We start from the raw sequence: 17,136 nt of genomic DNA, 5'->3' as shown, positions 1-17,136 counted from the left end.
TCTTCGGATGGCTAACCTTGCTGATAGCACAATTCACGCGCCTGAAGGACAAAAGAATCCCCGTCATTTAGGGCGGGGAGTATGTCAATCTTTAGATACAATATCAGTTTTGAATTCGACTTTTGTGACAATCGTGGGGGCGCTTTCCTTATGGCGCTTGAGTGCATACTGGTCTTCGAGAAATTTCATAACTGACCGACGATTTGCATATTGGTCTTCAGGTATGATTCTTAACAATGCCTCTGCTATGGAAATCGCATCATCAGGTGTCGCGGTGCCAGCCTCCGAACGCGCTAGCACTTCAGCTACGACATCAACATCTTCTGAATCACCGTACGCCGATTTCAATAAATCGGGAAAACTTGAAATATCGCGTTTAAGATGTGTATAGGCGACCCCCTCAACGGGTTCGTCTGAAACAAGGTCCGGTAACTCAACCTCTGAGAGCAAAAGTCCGTCGATTTCCCAATCAAATTCCCACATGTCCGTCTCGTCAAGCCATAGCTCCTCGGGTTCCATGTCAAGCCCGTTGAGTTCTGACATTTGGTATTCCAATCGTTCAGTCTCCACTGTCATTGAAGGTGTTAGGTGGACGGAGCGTTCAGTTGTAGCTATATCTCTTGGTGAAACACGCTCTGGAGAAGCGGTTAATGCGGATAGTTCCTCAAGCGACGCCTTAAAACGTCTCAAATCCCACTGCAAGTAGGCAAAAAATCCAGCACCAATTAAGATCGACAAGATAAGTACACCACCAATCACTTTGAAGGTATATTGCGTGTTCATGCTATTCTCCTTTCAGATATGAGGAAAAGTTAAAATCGAAATCTACTTCAGTGGTTTCAGGGCTGCCGCCTTGGCTCTCAATCATTTTGATAAGTAGATCAATCTGTCTCATACCCAATTGATACTCTTGTTTTTCTTTGGTGTATGTTTCGGCATCTAGATTTGACAATAGTTGAAATTCCAATTCCCAATAACGTTTCACATCCAGAATGAGTCCTTTTTTATCTCGGTACAAACGGAAAAAGAGTTCACTCCATTCATCGGCGAGGGGATGGGATCCGAACCGTATTTTGGCAATTTCGGCAATTGTGGCGTGTGCCGCTTCGATATCTGTTGAGAGAAGCGACTGAAACGCAGTTAGATGCTGCAATGCCTCATTGCTCCAGCCGTGATCTTCGGCGGTTTTGGCGTTCCTATCTCCTACACGCTGAGGTCTTTGCTGTGGATTTCCCTCCAATTCGGTCGTCTGCAAATCCGCCTCCATCCTACTGTCATCATCTGTGGAATTGTGGGTATCGCTCCTATGTATGTGATTCTGCTGTGGGTTTGGATCCGATTCACTTGACGGACTGAAAAAGGCACACCCCATAATAAACAACGGCAAACAGATTAGGCTAACTATTACAAATCGCATCTTTTCTCCTCCATTTTTACAGACTTTGCAGCGCAAATACTACCACTTCTTCACATTGATGTTTCCATCTGTGGTTCGCAATTTGACTTTTGCTGATCCACCGTCGCCAATTTTGCCGGCGAGCTGCTTTTCTGATTTATCGGTGAAGGGAATAGGGAAATCCGAGAGCACTCGCCCCTTACTCGTTTTTGCGTCAATTTGACCGGAGAAATTCCCGGATAGCTTCAAATCAATTGAACCATTGGTTGTATGCAGGTTCGCGCTAACGCCAGCCGGACATTGAATTTCATAGGCAACACTAACATCGACACCTTTTGGTGGTTTGGGATGTTTTTTATAAATTTTTATTTCTTTTCCATCTCGCTCGGCGTAAACATGAACCTTTTTTGCAAATGCCTCTGCACCCGCTATGCCGCGCGCACGTACCTTTTTGGAAGCACGGACAATCACTTCATCCCGGACAGAATCTTCAAACGTAATCGCGCCGTTGGTAGTCTCTGCAGAGATGACCGAGATGTCTGTACCTTCAAACCTCCAATCCAATTCCTCCAATACACTTCTCTCGATATGTAGTCCGAATCCCCTATTCCGGTCCTCTACATCTACATCAAAATTGTGCATACCTATATCTAAATTACCAAGATCGTCGACATCCAAACTGTCTAACAATTCGCCAATCTGTTCCGGGTTAATCCGTCCGAAGACATTCACGAAGATCGTCTGCTCAGTCTCTGCTATCATAATGAAAAGCCCATTTATAATATCCTGATCGAAAAGGGTGTGCACCTCAAAAGTTTCATCGTCTTCCTTGACTTTGGCGATGACTTCCCAACCTTCTTCTTTCAGCTTATTTTTATAATAACGGCTGACTTCGCCAAAATCTGTATCGCCGCTACGGTAGCCACGCACATATACTCCTTCCAACATCTCAAGCAATTTAGCTGCTTCCTGATCGTTCTTCGCTGCTTTGGCAACGAGCCTAATCAGTTTCCCGCTCAAATTAATCTCGATGTTCGGTTCTGAGGTTTTCGGGAAATCAAAGGCGATGTGTCCTCTGATATTGGTTTCCTCTTGTGCTTCAGCGACACTGCTTCTAATAATGATGAGAAGGCCTGATAGAAGCACAATGGGCCAGATAAGGTTTCTGTAGTATTTCATTATTGATCTATCTCCTTCCAATTGATTTTATTGAATATCGCAAGGCTTTTATAAATCATCTGTGAAAAGCGGTTATTCGTAGTGGTGTTAATCTCATCTAGTGTAAACAGTAATGCCCTACGTGGTACCATCATTACTTCGTTAGAAGGAAGTCCCTCATAAAGGGCAAACTCCGTTTTTTGCATCGCGTAGTGCACGGTGCTCAAGGCATAACTGAGTTCATGGGTAGCCTGTTCAATTTGTAAAGATTGCTGATGCTGCTGGTATGCGCCGAATGTCACGAGGATAATGAAACTAGCGGCTACGGCTCCAACTGCAACCGGGCGAAAGGACAACCCACGTAGTACCTGCTTCAATGAATCAAACCACCCCTGAGCAGCGGGCTTTGGATGAGATTGAACGTAGGCAGCAACTTGATTAAAGACCTCGGCAGGTGGTTGAGGTTTCGGCAATTCTTGCACCGCTTCGCCAATCTCAAGCGCGAAGTCCAACTCATTTTGACAATCCTGACATGTAGCTAAATGTATTTCAATTGCTGCTTGAGTGTCTGTGTTCAGTTCACCGGCAAGGTACTCTTCCAAAACCGAATGCACGTATTCACAACGTATTGTTTGTGTTGTCGAATGTCGTTGCATTGAGCTATCTCCCCATAAGGTTACCTAGTATGTCCCGCAATTTCTTTTTTGCCCGAAACATGTTTGATTTCACAGTGCCGACGGGTTGATTGAGCGTTTCTGCAATAACTTCAAAACTTAGCCCTTCTATTTCCCGCATAATCACGACCGTGCGAAAATGGAGGGGGAGTTGAGCGATTGCCTGTCGTACCAACTGCTGACGTTCCCGCCTGATGTAGAGTTCTTCCGGCGATAGATTTGATGATTCAGATGATGTGCCTTCGCGCTGATGGTGGACTAACGTTTCAATTTCTTCAGTGTCCCCCATCGTCAGCGGCACCTGAAATCTGCGCCGACGTAACAGGTCAATACATAAATTATTGGCGCATTTGAGCAACCACGATTGGATTGTCTCAAGGCGTAATTCAGCGTTGGAATTCCACGCTTTGATGAAAGTCTCCTGAGTCACGTCTTTCGCGTCATCTGGGCTATTGAGCAGGTACAGCGCGTGTTGGTAGACTTGTGCTTGATACTGCTTGACGAGATCAAGAAATACCTCCTCTGACATATCGTGACTCCATGAGTTTTCGTTGAGTTGTCCTTACTACGAATGGCACGACAAAAAGTTGCATCAAAGTTTGAAAAATTAATAAATTATGAGATTAGTGGTCTGAGCAAAAAGATGTATCAACATTCCAAAGATAGAAAACCTTCTTGACAATTAGTTATCATCATAATATACTTAGCGGCACATATCAACCGGTCAGAAATTTACAACTGCCCTTGTCCGATAGGAACGCGATTAAACGAACACACTGATAAAAGTTTTGCAGTCCTTATGAATATCCAATATCAAATCACGGATCTCAAACTTGTCCACCCTTTTAAGATTGCCCGGCGAGCCGTCGATGAATTCCGCCAAGTGATTTCTGTGGAGATTGATGGTGGACTTGGTGAGGCGGCTCCCGCGCGCTTCTACGGCGAAACTGTCGAAACGGTTCAAGTCGCATTTGACATCCTTGATACAGGCCTTGATGGAGATCTCGACGCGATTGAAAGCGTCATGTCGGAGCTTGAATCGGTTCTCGGCCGTCATTACGCTGCAAAGTCCGCTATCGACATGGCGCTGCACGACCGGCTTGGGAAAAAATTGGGTGTGCCGCTTTATCGACTTTGGGGACTCGATCCGAAGGGGGCACCGCTTACTACCTTCACAATTGGGATTGATGAGCCGGAGATAATGCAGCAAAAGGTGCGTGAAGCGGAGACGTATCCCCTCCTCAAGGTCAAACTCGGCACCGATCGTGATTTAGAGCTCATCCGTGCACTCCGTGAGGTCACGGATAAGCCGATCTATGTGGATGCCAACACGGCGTGGACACCGAAAGAAGCGGTCCGTAAGATTCGTGAGCTCGTTCCTTACGGTGTTGAACTGATCGAGCAACCCACAAAGCCGGACGATCTGGAGGGGTTAAAGTTTGTCCGTGAGCACTCGGAGCTCCCGATTTTCGCCGATGAAAGCGTGAAACGCGCCGCCGATATACCTTCGCTGGTCGGGTGCGTCGATGGCGTTAATATTAAGTTGGTCAAATGCGGTGGTCTGCTTGAAGCGATGCGAATCATCCACATTGCGCGAGCGCATGGACTGCAAGTGATGATTGGTTGTATGATAGAAAGCTCCCTAGGCATTACAGCAGCAGCACATCTCACACCGCTTGTGGATTACGCGGATCTGGACGGACATCTACTGGTTGCGAATGATCCATATCGTGGCGTAACACTTGAGAAAGGTAAACTGATCTTACCCGACCTGCCCGGAATTGGAGTTGTTCCCGTTGAGGGTTAGGTCCGTTGAGAAATGATGTCCATACCAGCGTATCCATATCTGAGATCAGCTTTCAGGAGAACTGCATGAGCAAAGCCCAGTTATTGAGAGATCATAAAATCGGGAATATTAATAATTTATATTGGAACTTATCAACACCTACCCTATATGAAGAAGCCCTCAGGCGGGGCGAAGGGCAAATTGCTCAATTTGGTCCTTTTATCGTCGAAACCCTACCCCACACAGGCCGTTCACCCAACGACAAATTTATCGTTGAACACTCGTCCAATCGAGATAAAATCTCGTGGGGCAAAGTGAATCGTCCCATCTCCGAAGAGCACTTTGATCGCGTGTATAATCACATGCTAACCTACATCCAGGGGCGTGATGTCTTTGTTCAAGATTGCTATGCCGGTGCTGACCCCCAGCATCGTATCACCGTTCGTGCCATCACCGAATATGCGTGGCACAGCCTGTTTACGCAAAGTCTCCTCATTCCCGCCGACAAGTTGTCCCTAGACCATTCACCTGATTTTACCATTATTGATTTCCCGGGACTTCACGCCAATCCTGAGTTACACGGCACTAACTCAGAGACCTTTATCCTTGTAAATTTTGAGCGAAATTTGGTGCTTATTGGTGGGACGAGGTACGCTGGAGAGATAAAGAAATCGGCTTTCACATACCTGAACTATCTATTACCGAGTCAGGGTGTGCTGCCTATGCACTGTTCAGCGAACCTTGGACCTGATGGAGACGTTGCCCTTTTCTTCGGACTGTCCGGAACAGGAAAAACAACGCTCTCCTCTGCACCGGGGAGACAACTCATCGGTGATGACGAGCACGGTTGGAGCGATCGCGGCGTTTTCAACTTTGAGGGCGGCTGCTATGCGAAAACGATTAACCTTTCCAAAGAAGCGGAGCCAGAGATTTACGCCTGTACCCATAAGTTTGGGACGGTGTTAGAAAACGTCATTCTCGATCCGGTAATCCGGCGGATTGACCTCGATGATGATTCATTAACCGAAAATACACGTGCGGGATACCCAATTACTCACCTCGATAATATTGTTCCGGAGGGTGTCGGTGGCCATCCGAAGAACCTGATTATGCTTACATGCGATGCGTTTGGGGTGATGCCTCCCGTTGCCAAATTAACGACCGAACAAGCGATGTACCATTTCCTTTCAGGGTATACTGCGAAAGTTGCTGGCACTGAACAGGGATTGGGAGATCGCCCTGAAGCGACCTTCAGTCACTGCTTTGGTGACCCATTTATGCCTCTTGATCCTGCTGTATATGCCAGCATGCTTGGTAAAAAGATAAATCAGCATCAGGTGGATTGTTGGTTGATAAACACTGGGTGGAGTGGTGGTGCCTACGGCGAAGGTGCTCGAATGAAAATCGGTTACACCCGCGCTATCGTTGACGCAGTTTTGAAGGGTAAGTTGGCGGATGTCCCAACAGAGCCGGATCCGATTTTCAGATTCCATGTCCCAATTGCTTGTGAAGGTGTGCCGCCTGAAGTCCTCAAACCGCGTAACACATGGAAAGATGGTGCGGCTTACGACCGCCAAGCGCGAGAGCTTGCTAAGATGTTTTCGGAAAACTTTGAGCAATTTGCCGATAGCGCGACAGAGGCTGTCCGAGCGTCAGGTCCCAAAATCTAATTGATTACACAATTTGTGATTGTAGATCTGTTTCACGCATCATACAGCAAAGGATCTTAAAATGGCTGGAAATCGATTTGCGATTGTCACGGGTGGTACTGGTGCGTTGGGAACGGTCGTCACGGAAGCCCTGCTCAAGGAAGGTTATCAAGTTGCGGTGCCTTACACTTCTGATCGCAATGTCGAGCCATTTGAGCGTCAGATTGGTTCCCTTAAAGCGCAAGTAACATTGGTTCGCACGGACCTGACAGTTGAAACCGAAGTCCAAAATTTCGTTCAAACTACATTGGACAAATTTGGTCAAATTGACGTTTTGGTGAACACGATTGGTGGCTTTGTCGGCGGCATACCAGTTGCCGAACTGGCTGAGGAACGATGGGATTTCATGATGGATCTGAACCTGAAATCGATCTTTCTCTGCTGCAAAGCGGTTCTACCGTATATGATTGAGCGGAAGTGTGGAAAAATTGTAAACACCTCTGCACGTGCAGGACTAAGTGGGATTGCTGGACTGAGTGCCTATTCCGTCTCCAAAAACGGGGTGCGAATTCTCACAGAATCGATTGCGGAGGAGGTCAAAGACTTGGGGATTAATGTCAATTCCCTATTGGTAAGCATCATTGATACACCTGCGAACCGTGAAGGGATGCCCGACGAAGACCACTCCCGTTGGGTCTCCCCCGACGACATCGCCAAAGTCATCCTATTCCTTATTTCCGACGCTGCCGCTATCATCAACGGTGCAGCGATCCCTGTCTATGGCAGAGCGTAGTTGACGATAAAGGAGAAAAATGCAACGACGAAACTTGCTCATATGGTTATCCATTTTCTGGATGCTGAGTCTGCTGATCTACGGTTGTGATAATCAGAAAAGCGGGGACAAACAATCGTCTGCCCAAAGGGGGGGCGGTCAGGACAGCCAACCGGAGAAAAAGCAGATATGGCTTTCTATCCTCGGTGGAGCGGTCGGCGGGACGTTTTCACCATTTGCAGGTGGAATTGGTACCGTCGTTTCAAAAGCGGAACCCTCCATCAGAATCTCCGTAGAAGCGTCCGCTGGATCCATTGAAAATGTACGTCGCGTCAACAGTGGTGGGGACTACTTGGGTGTTGCGTTTGCCTCCGATGTCTATCTCGGCTATCATGGGCAAGAGGTATTTGCCAAAGAGGGACAAAAAGAAAATATCCGAGTGTTAACCCTGCTTTACATCGCTTACAATCAATTTGTCACATTGGCGGACAGCGATGTGCATCAATTTGAGGATATTGTCGGGAAGAAGGTTGCGATGGGGGCTGCGGGATCCGGCTCCGCACAGACACTGGAACGGCTCGCGAAACTTGCTGGAATTCACGGCAAGTTCTCACCGGTTTATAAGGGAGGAACCGCAGGGGCGGATGCCCTCCGCGATGGACAGGTGAGCGGTTTTCAATGGCTTGTCAATGCGCCCAATTCCGCCATCATTTACGTCTCCGAAATCAAATCTGTCCGGCTAATTGACTTCGACGCACCCGCCAAAAAGTACGGATTTTACGAGAAGTATCCCTTCTATCTGCCCGGTAAACTGCCTGAGAATGCGTACAAAGACGTCCAACCGGTGAATACATTCCTGATGCCAACCGTCCTCATCGCACACAAAGACATCAGCGAGGAAACAGTTTACACTATCCTACAGCGTATGTACAATCAAGCGGGACATCAAACGCTAGTAACCACCATCCCTGCAGCGAAGGATATGACGCTCGAAAATGCACCGAAGGCGTTTGTCATTCCGCTGCACCGTGGGGCATATCGATTTTGGAAAGAACGGGGAGTTGAGATTCCAGAAACGGCGCAAGTTATAGATTAAATCCTCCCACTGTCAATTGTGAGTGTCTCTACGGACGCACGCTAACAATTGTGGATGTAACTTGCCATTCGTCGCTAAAATCCCGCGGTTGGTAGTCATCCGTCTTCCCTGCGAGAAATCAAGTGCGCGTCCATCGACATCCGTTACTACCCCACCTGCCTCCTCCACTACAATCAGGCCAGCGGCGTGATCCCAAATACACTCACGGTAATCCGGCGTCGCCGGGTTTGGCAGGCGAATATAGACAGACGCTTCACCCCGTGCAAGCACGCCATACTTCCCCTGCCCGTCCATCCGGATCGGCGGTTCAGTGATACCGACCTGCCGTGCGATTTGTGCGTGAGCGTCAAGGTCGCTGTGGGTAGATTCAACGCTCTCCGCGAAACGGTGTGTTGCCTGAGAGATACAGATCTGTTCTGAGGATTGCCCGTCCAGCGAAAGCATCTGCGTGCCTCCACCTCTTGATGCGACGAAAAGACAACCGCATTGCGTCTGCGGATCGCCCAAGTTCTGCGGTAGATTCGGGCACCCCAACACCCCAAGTTTTACCTCTCCATTAACAATCAACGCCAATGCGATGGCATATTGATCTCCCCGCAAAAATCCTTTTGTACCATCAATCGGGTCCAGCGTCCAGAAGCGTTCTCCCACTTCTCCGTCGCCCAGATCAATCCAATCGCGGACTGTTTGGTCTGAAGGTATTCCAGCGGCAAAACGATTGACGTATCCGGTCACCCGCTGCATAAGTTGAGGGTTTTCCTGTAACGCTTGAGAATCCTCTTCGGCGACAATGGCATCTTCTGGAAATGCCTCAGCAATGGCTTGACAAATTAATGCCTGAGAACCGAAGTCTGCCACTGTTACGGGACTTCGATCCGCTTTCTCCACCGCATCCGTCTTCAGCATATCAGTCTGTACCTGCTGGCACAGCTGCGCTGCGCTAAATACCGCACTCATTGCGGTTCGTTTCTCTAATACCATAGGGCTATAACCTGATGTTTAATTTTTTGGTCCTGTCAAAGGAAAGTGCAAAGCGCGATGGAGGTGAAACGTAATGCGTAAAACGTGAAAAATGAACTAGGGAACTTATGAACTCAATCGGTTTCCATTGCACAATTTCTTAGCGTGGTCTATTTGCTCAACCTTCGTAGTCAAGGGTACGACGCAAAATGCTGCGATGTCCGAGATTATTTTCGATGTGGTAGATGACGGTGTATGTCCCCGCTGCAGATCGAAACTGGTTGACATCAATAGTGGGGGTGAACCGCACAACCTCTGAGCCGTCATTCGGGATATCAAGGCGTTCTGAAAAGGGACCGTAGCAGCGTTCACCTAACGGATTGAGCACTTTCCATGTGACTTCAAGCCACGTTGGACGTGCGTCACGACGGAGGTAAACGACAACCTCATCCCTTTCTAGTCCATCTTTGTTGAAACCAAGGACGCCCAGTTCTGAAAGCATTTTGGCTGTAAGTGTTCGTGGGATATGTTCCAAATAGCCTCTGCCGGGGATAGCTCGCCAAGTGCCACCTGTTGCCCAAGCAAGCTGTTTGATAGGGAGGAAATTCAATCCGATGACATCAACGCGAACACCTTGGTGCTGTAGTGTTTCGATAACCCCATCTTGGCTATATTCGGATCTGCCGTCGTAATCTGCATCGTGGAAGGCTCCATCGCTCACAAGGACGAAAAATCGTTGGGTATTGCGTCGAAATTTGATTCTGTGTAGTGCAGCCATTAACGCATCTAATCCTGATTCGGCGAGATCTCCACCGCCTTCGAACTTAATCTTGTAAAGCCAATTTTTGAATTTACCGTGATCTGTTGTAACCCCCTGAACCTTTGGCTTTTTTTCTGTGACATCAGCGAATGTTACCAAGCCAAAGGCTGCATCGCGGCCGGCGCGTATAAAATGCTCAAAGAAGAGGTCAATATACGCGCGAACCCCTCGAACGTTGTCCTCCATGCTCCCAGTTTTGTCGATAACAAAGACCAGATCGACCTCCTGAACGATTGCTGCATTTGCCAGATTTCGAGCGAGTTCAGTCATCATCTTAATGTAGTTGTCCTCCGCAGAGGTGCCCGAAGGGATGCTACCGCCCGAATTGCCGATAGGCATTCCGTCAAGTGTCTCGCCTCTTCTTCGTCCAACGCGTAACTTCGCTACACCGATCTCAGGAGAGCTTTCTGATAGATGACCGCCTCCTTCAGCTACATTGATATGCTGATCTGCCGCCAGAGGCGCTCCATTTTCTGAAGTCTCTCTTGGCAGATCCACTGCTGTCATGGTGAGTGCTTTGGAATCTGGATGCGTTTTTGCGGATAGCTGTGGCTGGGAAATAGGCCCAGCACTATCCCGAGTTGGAGGTGAATCAACTTTCGATCCAATCGCTGTCCGTTGATCTGTTTTGAGTGTATCAACAGTCAGCCAATCAGTCGTAAGTGCAGGTTTTGGCTTAGGAGTGAGGACTTCCGCAACAGTCCCAATGGAATCAGGGTTCACAGCAGCTTTCACGGGTTCAGGGGGCGGAGGCTCAACCGGCTTGGGTGGACGAGCCTCCGTACGTTGAAAGTGGGTGATGTCAACCAGAACGGCGTTATCGGACGGAGGGAGTAGCTGCTGCTTAATCGGTAAATACACCAAAATTGCCGCAACAACAAGGTGAATGACGAGCGAGTAGATAAAGGCTCGACGAGTATTTCTGCGACGTAACATAGAATCACCTACTTTTGTGGATTAAGGGGTTTGGAACCCCCATAGAGCCCTCTCATCTTTAGGTTGAAGAAGCTGACTTCGCAATCCGAATCCCAACGTTATGTACCATTTCTATCGGCTCATACGCTGCACGGTTTGCACATCGCGCAGCGAATTGACCCCGCGGCACCCACGAACCGCCCCGGATGACCTTGCGCCTGCCTTCGGCTGGACCGAATGGATTTTGCGCTGGCGCATATCGATAAGTCTCCGGGTGAAACCAGTCTATGCACCACTCGTAAACATTCCCGCCCATGTTATAGCATCCATAGGGGCTAACGCCCTCCGGATAGCTGTCAACCGGCGTTGTTCGTTTAAGGCGGCTTTCGGACGAATTCGTTTTGGCTAGATCCCATTCGTTTCCCCACGGATACTCTCGTCCATCGGTGCCTCGCGCTGCTTTTTCCCACTCCGCTTCTGTTGGTAGGCGATACGCTTCGCCCCCCAATTCATTAAGATAGCGCAGAAACTCCCGTGCGTCATACCAACTGACGCCAACCACAGGACAATCTGGCGCATTGAAGCGCGAATCGGCATGAAAACGCGGTAGATAATAGCCTGTATCTTCTACGAATTGTACATATTGGGCGTTAGTCACGGGGAACTTACCAATATAGTAGGCATTGAGCGTCACCGTGCGCTGTGGCTCCTCATGGTCAGTTTTGCGTAATCCTGTCGGAAGCGTCCCCATGAGGAAGGATCCTTCGGGGATATAGACCAATGAGTAGTTTAGCGGATAGATTGTAATTTCTTGCGGGGTTGACATCGAAAGTAATTAATCCTTAAAACGATTCAAATGATTACGGACTATCTTCAAGCAGTTGTTGTACCCTTGAGTTGTCAGGTGCTTGCTCCTGAATACACCGAATCACCTCCTTCATATTTTTGTCCGATTTCTTTTTTTCAAATGCTTTTGAAAGATAAATACCGGTGTTAATAAGAGTCGTTTTAAGTTTCACATCGTCGGTGGTAAGGTCTAATGCAGCGCGGTATTTGGCTTTCGCTTTGAGATGTTCACCGCGGCCGATTAAGCAATGGACAAGGCTGTTTTTCACAAGCGCGAGGCTATCCCTTGCTATTTGGGAATTGTTGACGTTGACAAGGTATGCCTCCAACTGCGATTCGATACTCAGAAGATTCTGGTAAGCAACCTTGTTCTGTGGGTCGTCAGCGAGGGCCGTATCAAAAGCCTGCAACGCTTTCAGGGATTGCTTTTTCTTTAAATACAGATATCCAATCGTATTATAGATCCCTGCCCCCCGATCGGATTCCGGGATATTTTCAAACGCCTTGAGCGCGGCCGTATATTCCTTTCGGTTCAGAAAATCATTCCCGCGTTGAATCTGAAGATTAACTAACCCCGTTTTGGCTTGAAGGTTATCCGGCTCCATCTCCAGAATTTCCTCAAACGTCCGCCCCGCACTGTCGAAATCCTTTGCACGAGCGTAGACATACGCGATGCTCAAGCGAAGGTTGATGTGCGCCGGGGCTAACGCAAGTCCCTTTTCAAGTTGTGCAATCGCTTGGTCGTAACGCTTTTGGTGGTCGAGTACCTGACCGTATTTATGATAGGCCGTGATCAGATTGTTCCGCGCTTGTGGGTTCTCGGTATCGGTAGTGAAAGCCGAATTAAATTCGTGGATTGCCTGCCGATAATCCTGCTTTTGAAAATATAAGTCCCCTAGCAGATTGTGGGCATCAATGGCACCTGAATCAAACTCAAGGAGTTCACGATAGGCTTCGATTGCCAAATCTAAATTTCCTTGTTCGCGGAGTGTGTTCGCCCGTTTCCGGTACAAATCCGTGAGATTGGGTTTCACACTGGCGAGGTCGGGCATCAATTGACGGGCCTGCTGATAGGCGTCAATCGCCTCTTCCCAACGTTGGGATTGAGTCAACTGCACTCCGAGATTATTGTAGGACCGGGCGAGGTTTTGCTTGGCATCTATGTCGCCGGGATTAAATTGCAATGCTTTTTTGTACTCTGCGATTGCATTTTGATAGTCCCCGCTTCTTGCATACATCACCCCTGTCAGATTATACAGTGTTAAATCTGTCGGGTCAAGTTGCAATGCCTGTGAAAAAAACGCAGTTGCTGCGGGATAATTTTCATCCGCTAGTGCAGAGATGCCCTGTTCACGATAGAGTTGGTGTAGATTATTTTTAGCTGGCTGATAGCGCGGATTAATCTGGAGTGCGCGCTTGAAGGTTGTAACGGCTTCGTCAATTCGCTGACTTTGATAGTACATTACGCCAGCGGTGTTATACCCCTCTGGCGAGGCGTCCTGATTGAGCATCTTTTGAAGCTGGACAAGTGCTTCGTCTGTACGTCCGCTTTTCTGGTAGGCCTGGAGGAGTTTTTCGTTGGCTTGCTGAAAGTCCGGGGCAAGTGCCAAACAGGCTTTGAAATTTGCAATCGCTGTATCTACGTTGCCTTTATCGAAGTGAACGGTGCCGAGGAGATAGTGGCTTTGAAGGTGTTTTGGGTTGGCCTCAATCTGTGCTTTGAGCACCGCAGTTGCAGCTTCATGTTGAGGGGTGTGGAGCGGAGTCGCATAGACTTTGTGCAGCGTTGTTTTATCTCGATCGGTTGGGCGCTGTGCCGTTGCTGCAAAGAAGAGCACATCCGCAGAATCTGGAGCATGGCCCCAAAGTCCTATTGCGTGCCCCAGTTCATGGAGACAAACGGTTTGCATCTTTTCGGGCGAAAGCAGTGCCGCCGAACTGCTTTCTCGCAAAGCTAAAACTATGTCTACCTCGAAATCGGTCGCCGAGAGACGGGTGAGCTCCGTCTTGCCGAGTGCAGTATCGGTGATTTGCGTTAATCCACTCCGCTGCCATCGCACGCGAATGTCTGCGTCTGTCACTACCTCTTGGAATTGTAGCTGCCCATCAGCGGCGGCTTCCCATTCGCGCATGGCATAACGGAAACTTTCCAGATACGTTTCAACCCCCTCAATCCCCGTAGGCACGGGTGCTATATGAACGCGGATTGGGGTTTGGGTGAAACGAGTAATCTTCCCGTCGGAGAAGACTGTAATATGATTAAAGTAGTCATCCGCCGCAGGAACAAGGTCGGTAATCAGAAGCAATATCAGGATTGGGAGAATGAAGACGATGTATTGACTTTTCATATGATATTTAGATGTCAAGATGTGAATCTCGACCAATAGGTTATTTGCCGGTATGGAACCGGCCACAAGGGGCGGGCAAGTCGCTCCCGATGAAACATCGAGGATTCAAAGCAATTTGGATCCCGATAGATCGGGATGCTCGAAACGGCATCGGGAGATGCCCGACCTACGAGTATAGTTTGGATTTCACGGGGCCCGTTCAACCTAGCCGGCGTGCTGTCAAGTGTCTACATGCCCTAACAATGCTATACATTGTTCAAAACATTATAACACCAGTCTGTGGACTGGGACAAGTGGTTTTTCAAGGTTAACTCCCTATTATCTGGGAGGTGCTCATAAATCAAGCGACACCCCGTTCCGAGAGGCTTGGATAGACACGACCGGCAGACCTCAACACGCCCTAGCAACCAAAACTTAACATCACCGTTCCGCCTTGAGCCGTCGCCACAGGGTGGTACGGCTAATGCCTAGACGTTTCGCAGCCAACTTCGGTTTGCCATCACACTGTTCTAAAACCCGTTGAATCAATTCCCGCTCCAGTGCGGCGAGGGGATTTTCGCCCATCAGCGCTAGCGTTACAATGTCGTCCTTAGGCGCGATTAGCTCTGTGGGTAGATGTTTCTTTTCGATGCGCTCGCCTGGACACTTGACGAAAGCATGCTCAATGATATTTTCTAACTGTCGCACATTGCCGGGATACGGGTATTCCATCAGAATATCTAATGTTTCAGGAGAAACGTCCTGAATAAACTTCTGGGTGTGTCGATTGAATTTTTGGATAAAGTGCTCAATCAGAAGGGGAATATCATCCCGTCTTTCCCGCAGCGGCGGTAGCTGAATCGGCACGATGTTCAGCCGGTAATAGAGATCTTCCCGAAAATTCGCTGATTGAATTGCGGTTTTCAGATCGCGATTGCTCGCAGCGATGATTCGCACGTCTACCTTCTGCGTATGAGATGACCCGACCTTTTCAAACGATCCCTCCTGCAAGACTCTCAGCAGCTTTACCTGCATGGCAGGGCTTAGGTCTCCGATTTCGTCCAGAAAAATCGTCCCTTTGTCCGCTATCTCAAACCGTCCCTGTCGAGTGGTTGTTGCGCCCGTATATGCTCCTTTTACGTGGCCAAACAACTCACTTTCGAGGAGACTCTCTGTCAACGCCCCACAGTTGACACTCACAAACGCTTTGTCCGTCCTTTCACTCTGATGGTGAATCGCTTTGGCGACTAACTCTTTTCCGGTGCCACTCTCACCCTGAATCAACACAGTCGTTGACATCGGTGCCACTTCCTGAATAAGTTCATAGATTTCCTGCATCTGTCGATTTTTACCGATAAGGTTTTCAAATGTGTAAAGGCTTTTCAATTGTTCGTTGAGTGCTTTTACCTCTGAGAGATTACGGGCGAACCCTTGGATAAACCGTTCCCCGCCGTGCTCAATGCCGACCACCCGCATCCCTAGCGGTAGCATACCCCCATCTCTTTTCGAGAGTTCTGTTTCAAAGGTGATTGGTGTTCCTTGAGGGATAAGTTTCTCCAACAGTTGAGCTATCCGTTGAAATTCTTCGCTCCTCATCAGATTGTGCAATGATAGACTGGCGAGTTCCTGATGTGTGTACCCCAGCCACACACACAGATTTTCATTGACCGTCACAAAGGGCTGAGAGAGAGAGGGACAAATAAAGATTGCATCGTTGGACATCTCAAAAAGGGTACGGTATCTCGCGTTGCTTTGTGCAAGATCGCTGACCCATCGCCCCTTCTCGATCAGGATGGAGAGTTGTCCAGCGATTTGTTTGAGAAACCCAACGTGTGCCTCCGAAAACGCTCGGACAATTGCACTGGTAAAAAATACGACACCAATCGGCTTCCCGCTCACCTTCAGCGGTAGTGTCAGGTTTGAGCGCATGCCTTCTTCAACCATAAGCCGGGTCCAAATACTGGGTCGTTTTTCGAGAACTTCTCGAAAATCATCAATAATTCGTGCCTCTCCTGATTCCAAAACTCCTTCAAGCGTTGATCCGGCAATCCGCGCCGAAAAGCCGTTGTCTAGAACAATCTTGTGGTCAGATTTTGTTTTAACCTGCACTAACCTGCCTGATGACTCGTCAATCAGTGCAATGCCCAAACGACTGTGTGGGACAACATCCTGAAGCCCAACATAGATATTCTCGAACACTTCATCAAGTGTCTTGCCGAGGTTGATTTGTTCAAGAATCTCATAGACCGGATCGGTTGTTTCTTTGCTCTCAGAAGTAACTTTGTCCTGTGGATCCGGTGATTCAGCCTTGGGATCGACAGCGATCCAAATTGCTTCTCCATCAATCTGGAGCGCGTAAGTTTTAACGGCTGGCGTGATAATGGGACAGCCGGTTTTTAGATTATATTTCCATTCGTGCCAGGGACAGGTGATGCTCTCCCCGTCCAAAACGCCTTCTCCAAGTGGCCCGCCCTGATGTGGACATGTGTTATTGATGGCATAAAATTTTCCATTGGTGTTAAATACTGCTACGCGCTCGTCCCCTAGCTTAACCACTTTGCTTTTGCCAGGTTCAATCTCTGATCTTTGTGCAACTTGCATCCATCTCGTCATTTTTTCCTCCCATGCGTGAAACGGGGTGATAACCTTTCTTTTTTTATTTTATCAAGAAATCCTTTAGGTCTAAGACCTAAGCATTTATGCTTGGTATACAGATTGCTTTAGCAAGTTTAATCTT

The 17,136-nt window shown here is 48.4% G+C and carries 14 protein-coding genes; 4 read left to right on the top strand and 10 right to left on the bottom strand.

Going from position 1 to position 17,136, the window contains the following annotated elements; genetic code table 11:
• Nucleotides 1-84: 84 nt before the first annotated feature.
• The 5 genes from J4G02_09475 to J4G02_09455 are packed head-to-tail and all read right to left on the bottom strand — an operon-like array spanning nucleotide 85 to nucleotide 3,757.
• Complete coding sequence (locus tag J4G02_09475; protein MCE2394801.1) at nucleotides 85-783, bottom strand: hypothetical protein; 699 nt, start codon at nucleotides 781-783, stop codon at nucleotides 85-87.
• A 1-nt stretch (nucleotide 784) separates the two neighbouring features.
• Nucleotides 785-1,417, bottom strand: a complete 633-nt coding sequence (locus tag J4G02_09470) for a hypothetical protein (protein MCE2394800.1) — start codon at nucleotides 1,415-1,417, stop codon at nucleotides 785-787.
• 39 nt (nucleotides 1,418-1,456) lie between these two features.
• Entirely contained in the window at nucleotides 1,457-2,575 is a 1,119-nt protein-coding gene (locus tag J4G02_09465) for a DUF4252 domain-containing protein (GenBank protein MCE2394799.1), read from the bottom strand.
• The gene (locus J4G02_09460; protein ID MCE2394798.1) at nucleotides 2,575-3,210 is read right to left on the bottom strand and encodes a zf-HC2 domain-containing protein; all 636 of its coding nucleotides are present in this window, start codon (nucleotides 3,208-3,210) and stop codon (nucleotides 2,575-2,577) included. The genes J4G02_09465 and J4G02_09460 overlap by 1 nt, the downstream gene beginning before the upstream one ends.
• 4 nt (nucleotides 3,211-3,214) lie before the next feature.
• Nucleotides 3,215-3,757, bottom strand: a complete 543-nt coding sequence (locus J4G02_09455; protein MCE2394797.1) for a sigma-70 family RNA polymerase sigma factor — start codon at nucleotides 3,755-3,757, stop codon at nucleotides 3,215-3,217.
• Between the two features lie 270 nt (nucleotides 3,758-4,027).
• On the opposite strand from J4G02_09455, the gene J4G02_09450 reads away from it, so the two are divergent.
• The 4 genes from J4G02_09450 (at nucleotide 4,028) to J4G02_09435 (ending at nucleotide 8,531) form a co-directional block, all read left to right on the top strand.
• Complete coding sequence (locus J4G02_09450; protein ID MCE2394796.1) at nucleotides 4,028-5,035, top strand: dipeptide epimerase; 1,008 nt, start codon at nucleotides 4,028-4,030, stop codon at nucleotides 5,033-5,035.
• A 65-nt stretch (nucleotides 5,036-5,100) separates the two neighbouring features.
• A complete protein-coding gene (pckA, locus tag J4G02_09445) occupies nucleotides 5,101-6,684 on the top strand; it encodes a phosphoenolpyruvate carboxykinase (ATP) (protein MCE2394795.1) in 1,584 nt (527 codons plus the stop codon).
• Between the two features lie 61 nt (nucleotides 6,685-6,745).
• Nucleotides 6,746-7,456 carry an SDR family oxidoreductase gene (locus J4G02_09440; GenBank protein MCE2394794.1) on the top strand — a complete coding sequence of 237 codons (711 nt, stop codon included), beginning with the start codon at nucleotides 6,746-6,748 and terminating at the stop codon, nucleotides 7,454-7,456.
• 19 nt (nucleotides 7,457-7,475) lie between these two features.
• Complete coding sequence (locus tag J4G02_09435) at nucleotides 7,476-8,531, top strand: TAXI family TRAP transporter solute-binding subunit (GenBank protein MCE2394793.1); 1,056 nt, start codon at nucleotides 7,476-7,478, stop codon at nucleotides 8,529-8,531.
• 12 nt (nucleotides 8,532-8,543) lie between these two features.
• Here the strand turns inward: J4G02_09435 and J4G02_09430 are convergent, their stop codons facing one another.
• The 5 genes from J4G02_09430 to J4G02_09410 form a co-directional block, all read right to left on the bottom strand.
• Nucleotides 8,544-9,512, bottom strand: coding sequence for a 3'(2'),5'-bisphosphate nucleotidase (locus J4G02_09430; protein MCE2394792.1), 969 nt, complete (start codon nucleotides 9,510-9,512; stop codon nucleotides 8,544-8,546).
• A 157-nt stretch (nucleotides 9,513-9,669) separates the two neighbouring features.
• Nucleotides 9,670-11,247 (bottom strand): VWA domain-containing protein, encoded by a 1,578-nt coding sequence (locus tag J4G02_09425; GenBank protein ID MCE2394791.1) that lies wholly within the window; start codon nucleotides 11,245-11,247, stop codon nucleotides 9,670-9,672.
• Nucleotides 11,248-11,305: 58 nt separating this feature from the next.
• Entirely contained in the window at nucleotides 11,306-12,052 is a 747-nt protein-coding gene (locus J4G02_09420) for a formylglycine-generating enzyme family protein (protein MCE2394790.1), read from the bottom strand.
• Nucleotides 12,053-12,086: 34 nt separating this feature from the next.
• A complete protein-coding gene (locus J4G02_09415) occupies nucleotides 12,087-14,438 on the bottom strand; it encodes a tetratricopeptide repeat protein (protein MCE2394789.1) in 2,352 nt (783 codons plus the stop codon).
• Between the two features lie 402 nt (nucleotides 14,439-14,840).
• Nucleotides 14,841-17,012, bottom strand: a complete 2,172-nt coding sequence (locus tag J4G02_09410; protein ID MCE2394788.1) for a sigma 54-interacting transcriptional regulator — start codon at nucleotides 17,010-17,012, stop codon at nucleotides 14,841-14,843.
• Nucleotides 17,013-17,136 lie beyond the last annotated feature (124 nt).

The sequence above is a fragment of the Candidatus Poribacteria bacterium genome, assembly GCA_021295755.1.
Taxonomy (GTDB): Bacteria; Poribacteria; WGA-4E; order WGA-4E; family PCPOR2b; genus PCPOR2b.
Note: the sequence above shows the minus strand (reverse complement) of the source record. Positions and strands in the feature narration are given on the sequence as shown.

Excerpts from the sequence above, each read along its gene's own strand:
- J4G02_09475 (MCE2394801.1), bottom strand. The coding sequence starts at position 783 with ATGAACACGCAATATACCTTCAAAGTGATTGGTGGTGTACTTATCTTG.
- J4G02_09470 (MCE2394800.1), bottom strand. The coding sequence starts at position 1,417 with ATGCGATTTGTAATAGTTAGCCTAATCTGTTTGCCGTTGTTTATTATG.
- J4G02_09465 (MCE2394799.1), bottom strand. The coding sequence starts at position 2,575 with ATGAAATACTACAGAAACCTTATCTGGCCCATTGTGCTTCTATCAGGC.
- J4G02_09460 (MCE2394798.1), bottom strand. The coding sequence starts at position 3,210 with ATGCAACGACATTCGACAACACAAACAATACGTTGTGAATACGTGCAT.
- J4G02_09455 (MCE2394797.1), bottom strand. The coding sequence starts at position 3,757 with ATGTCAGAGGAGGTATTTCTTGATCTCGTCAAGCAGTATCAAGCACAA.
- J4G02_09450 (MCE2394796.1), top strand. The coding sequence starts at position 4,028 with ATGAATATCCAATATCAAATCACGGATCTCAAACTTGTCCACCCTTTT.
- pckA (MCE2394795.1), top strand. The coding sequence starts at position 5,101 with ATGAGCAAAGCCCAGTTATTGAGAGATCATAAAATCGGGAATATTAAT.
- J4G02_09440 (MCE2394794.1), top strand. The coding sequence starts at position 6,746 with ATGGCTGGAAATCGATTTGCGATTGTCACGGGTGGTACTGGTGCGTTG.
- J4G02_09435 (MCE2394793.1), top strand. The coding sequence starts at position 7,476 with ATGCAACGACGAAACTTGCTCATATGGTTATCCATTTTCTGGATGCTG.
- J4G02_09430 (MCE2394792.1), bottom strand. The coding sequence starts at position 9,512 with ATGGTATTAGAGAAACGAACCGCAATGAGTGCGGTATTTAGCGCAGCG.
- J4G02_09425 (MCE2394791.1), bottom strand. The coding sequence starts at position 11,247 with ATGTTACGTCGCAGAAATACTCGTCGAGCCTTTATCTACTCGCTCGTC.
- J4G02_09420 (MCE2394790.1), bottom strand. The coding sequence starts at position 12,052 with ATGTCAACCCCGCAAGAAATTACAATCTATCCGCTAAACTACTCATTG.
- J4G02_09410 (MCE2394788.1), bottom strand. The coding sequence starts at position 17,012 with ATGACGAGATGGATGCAAGTTGCACAAAGATCAGAGATTGAACCTGGC.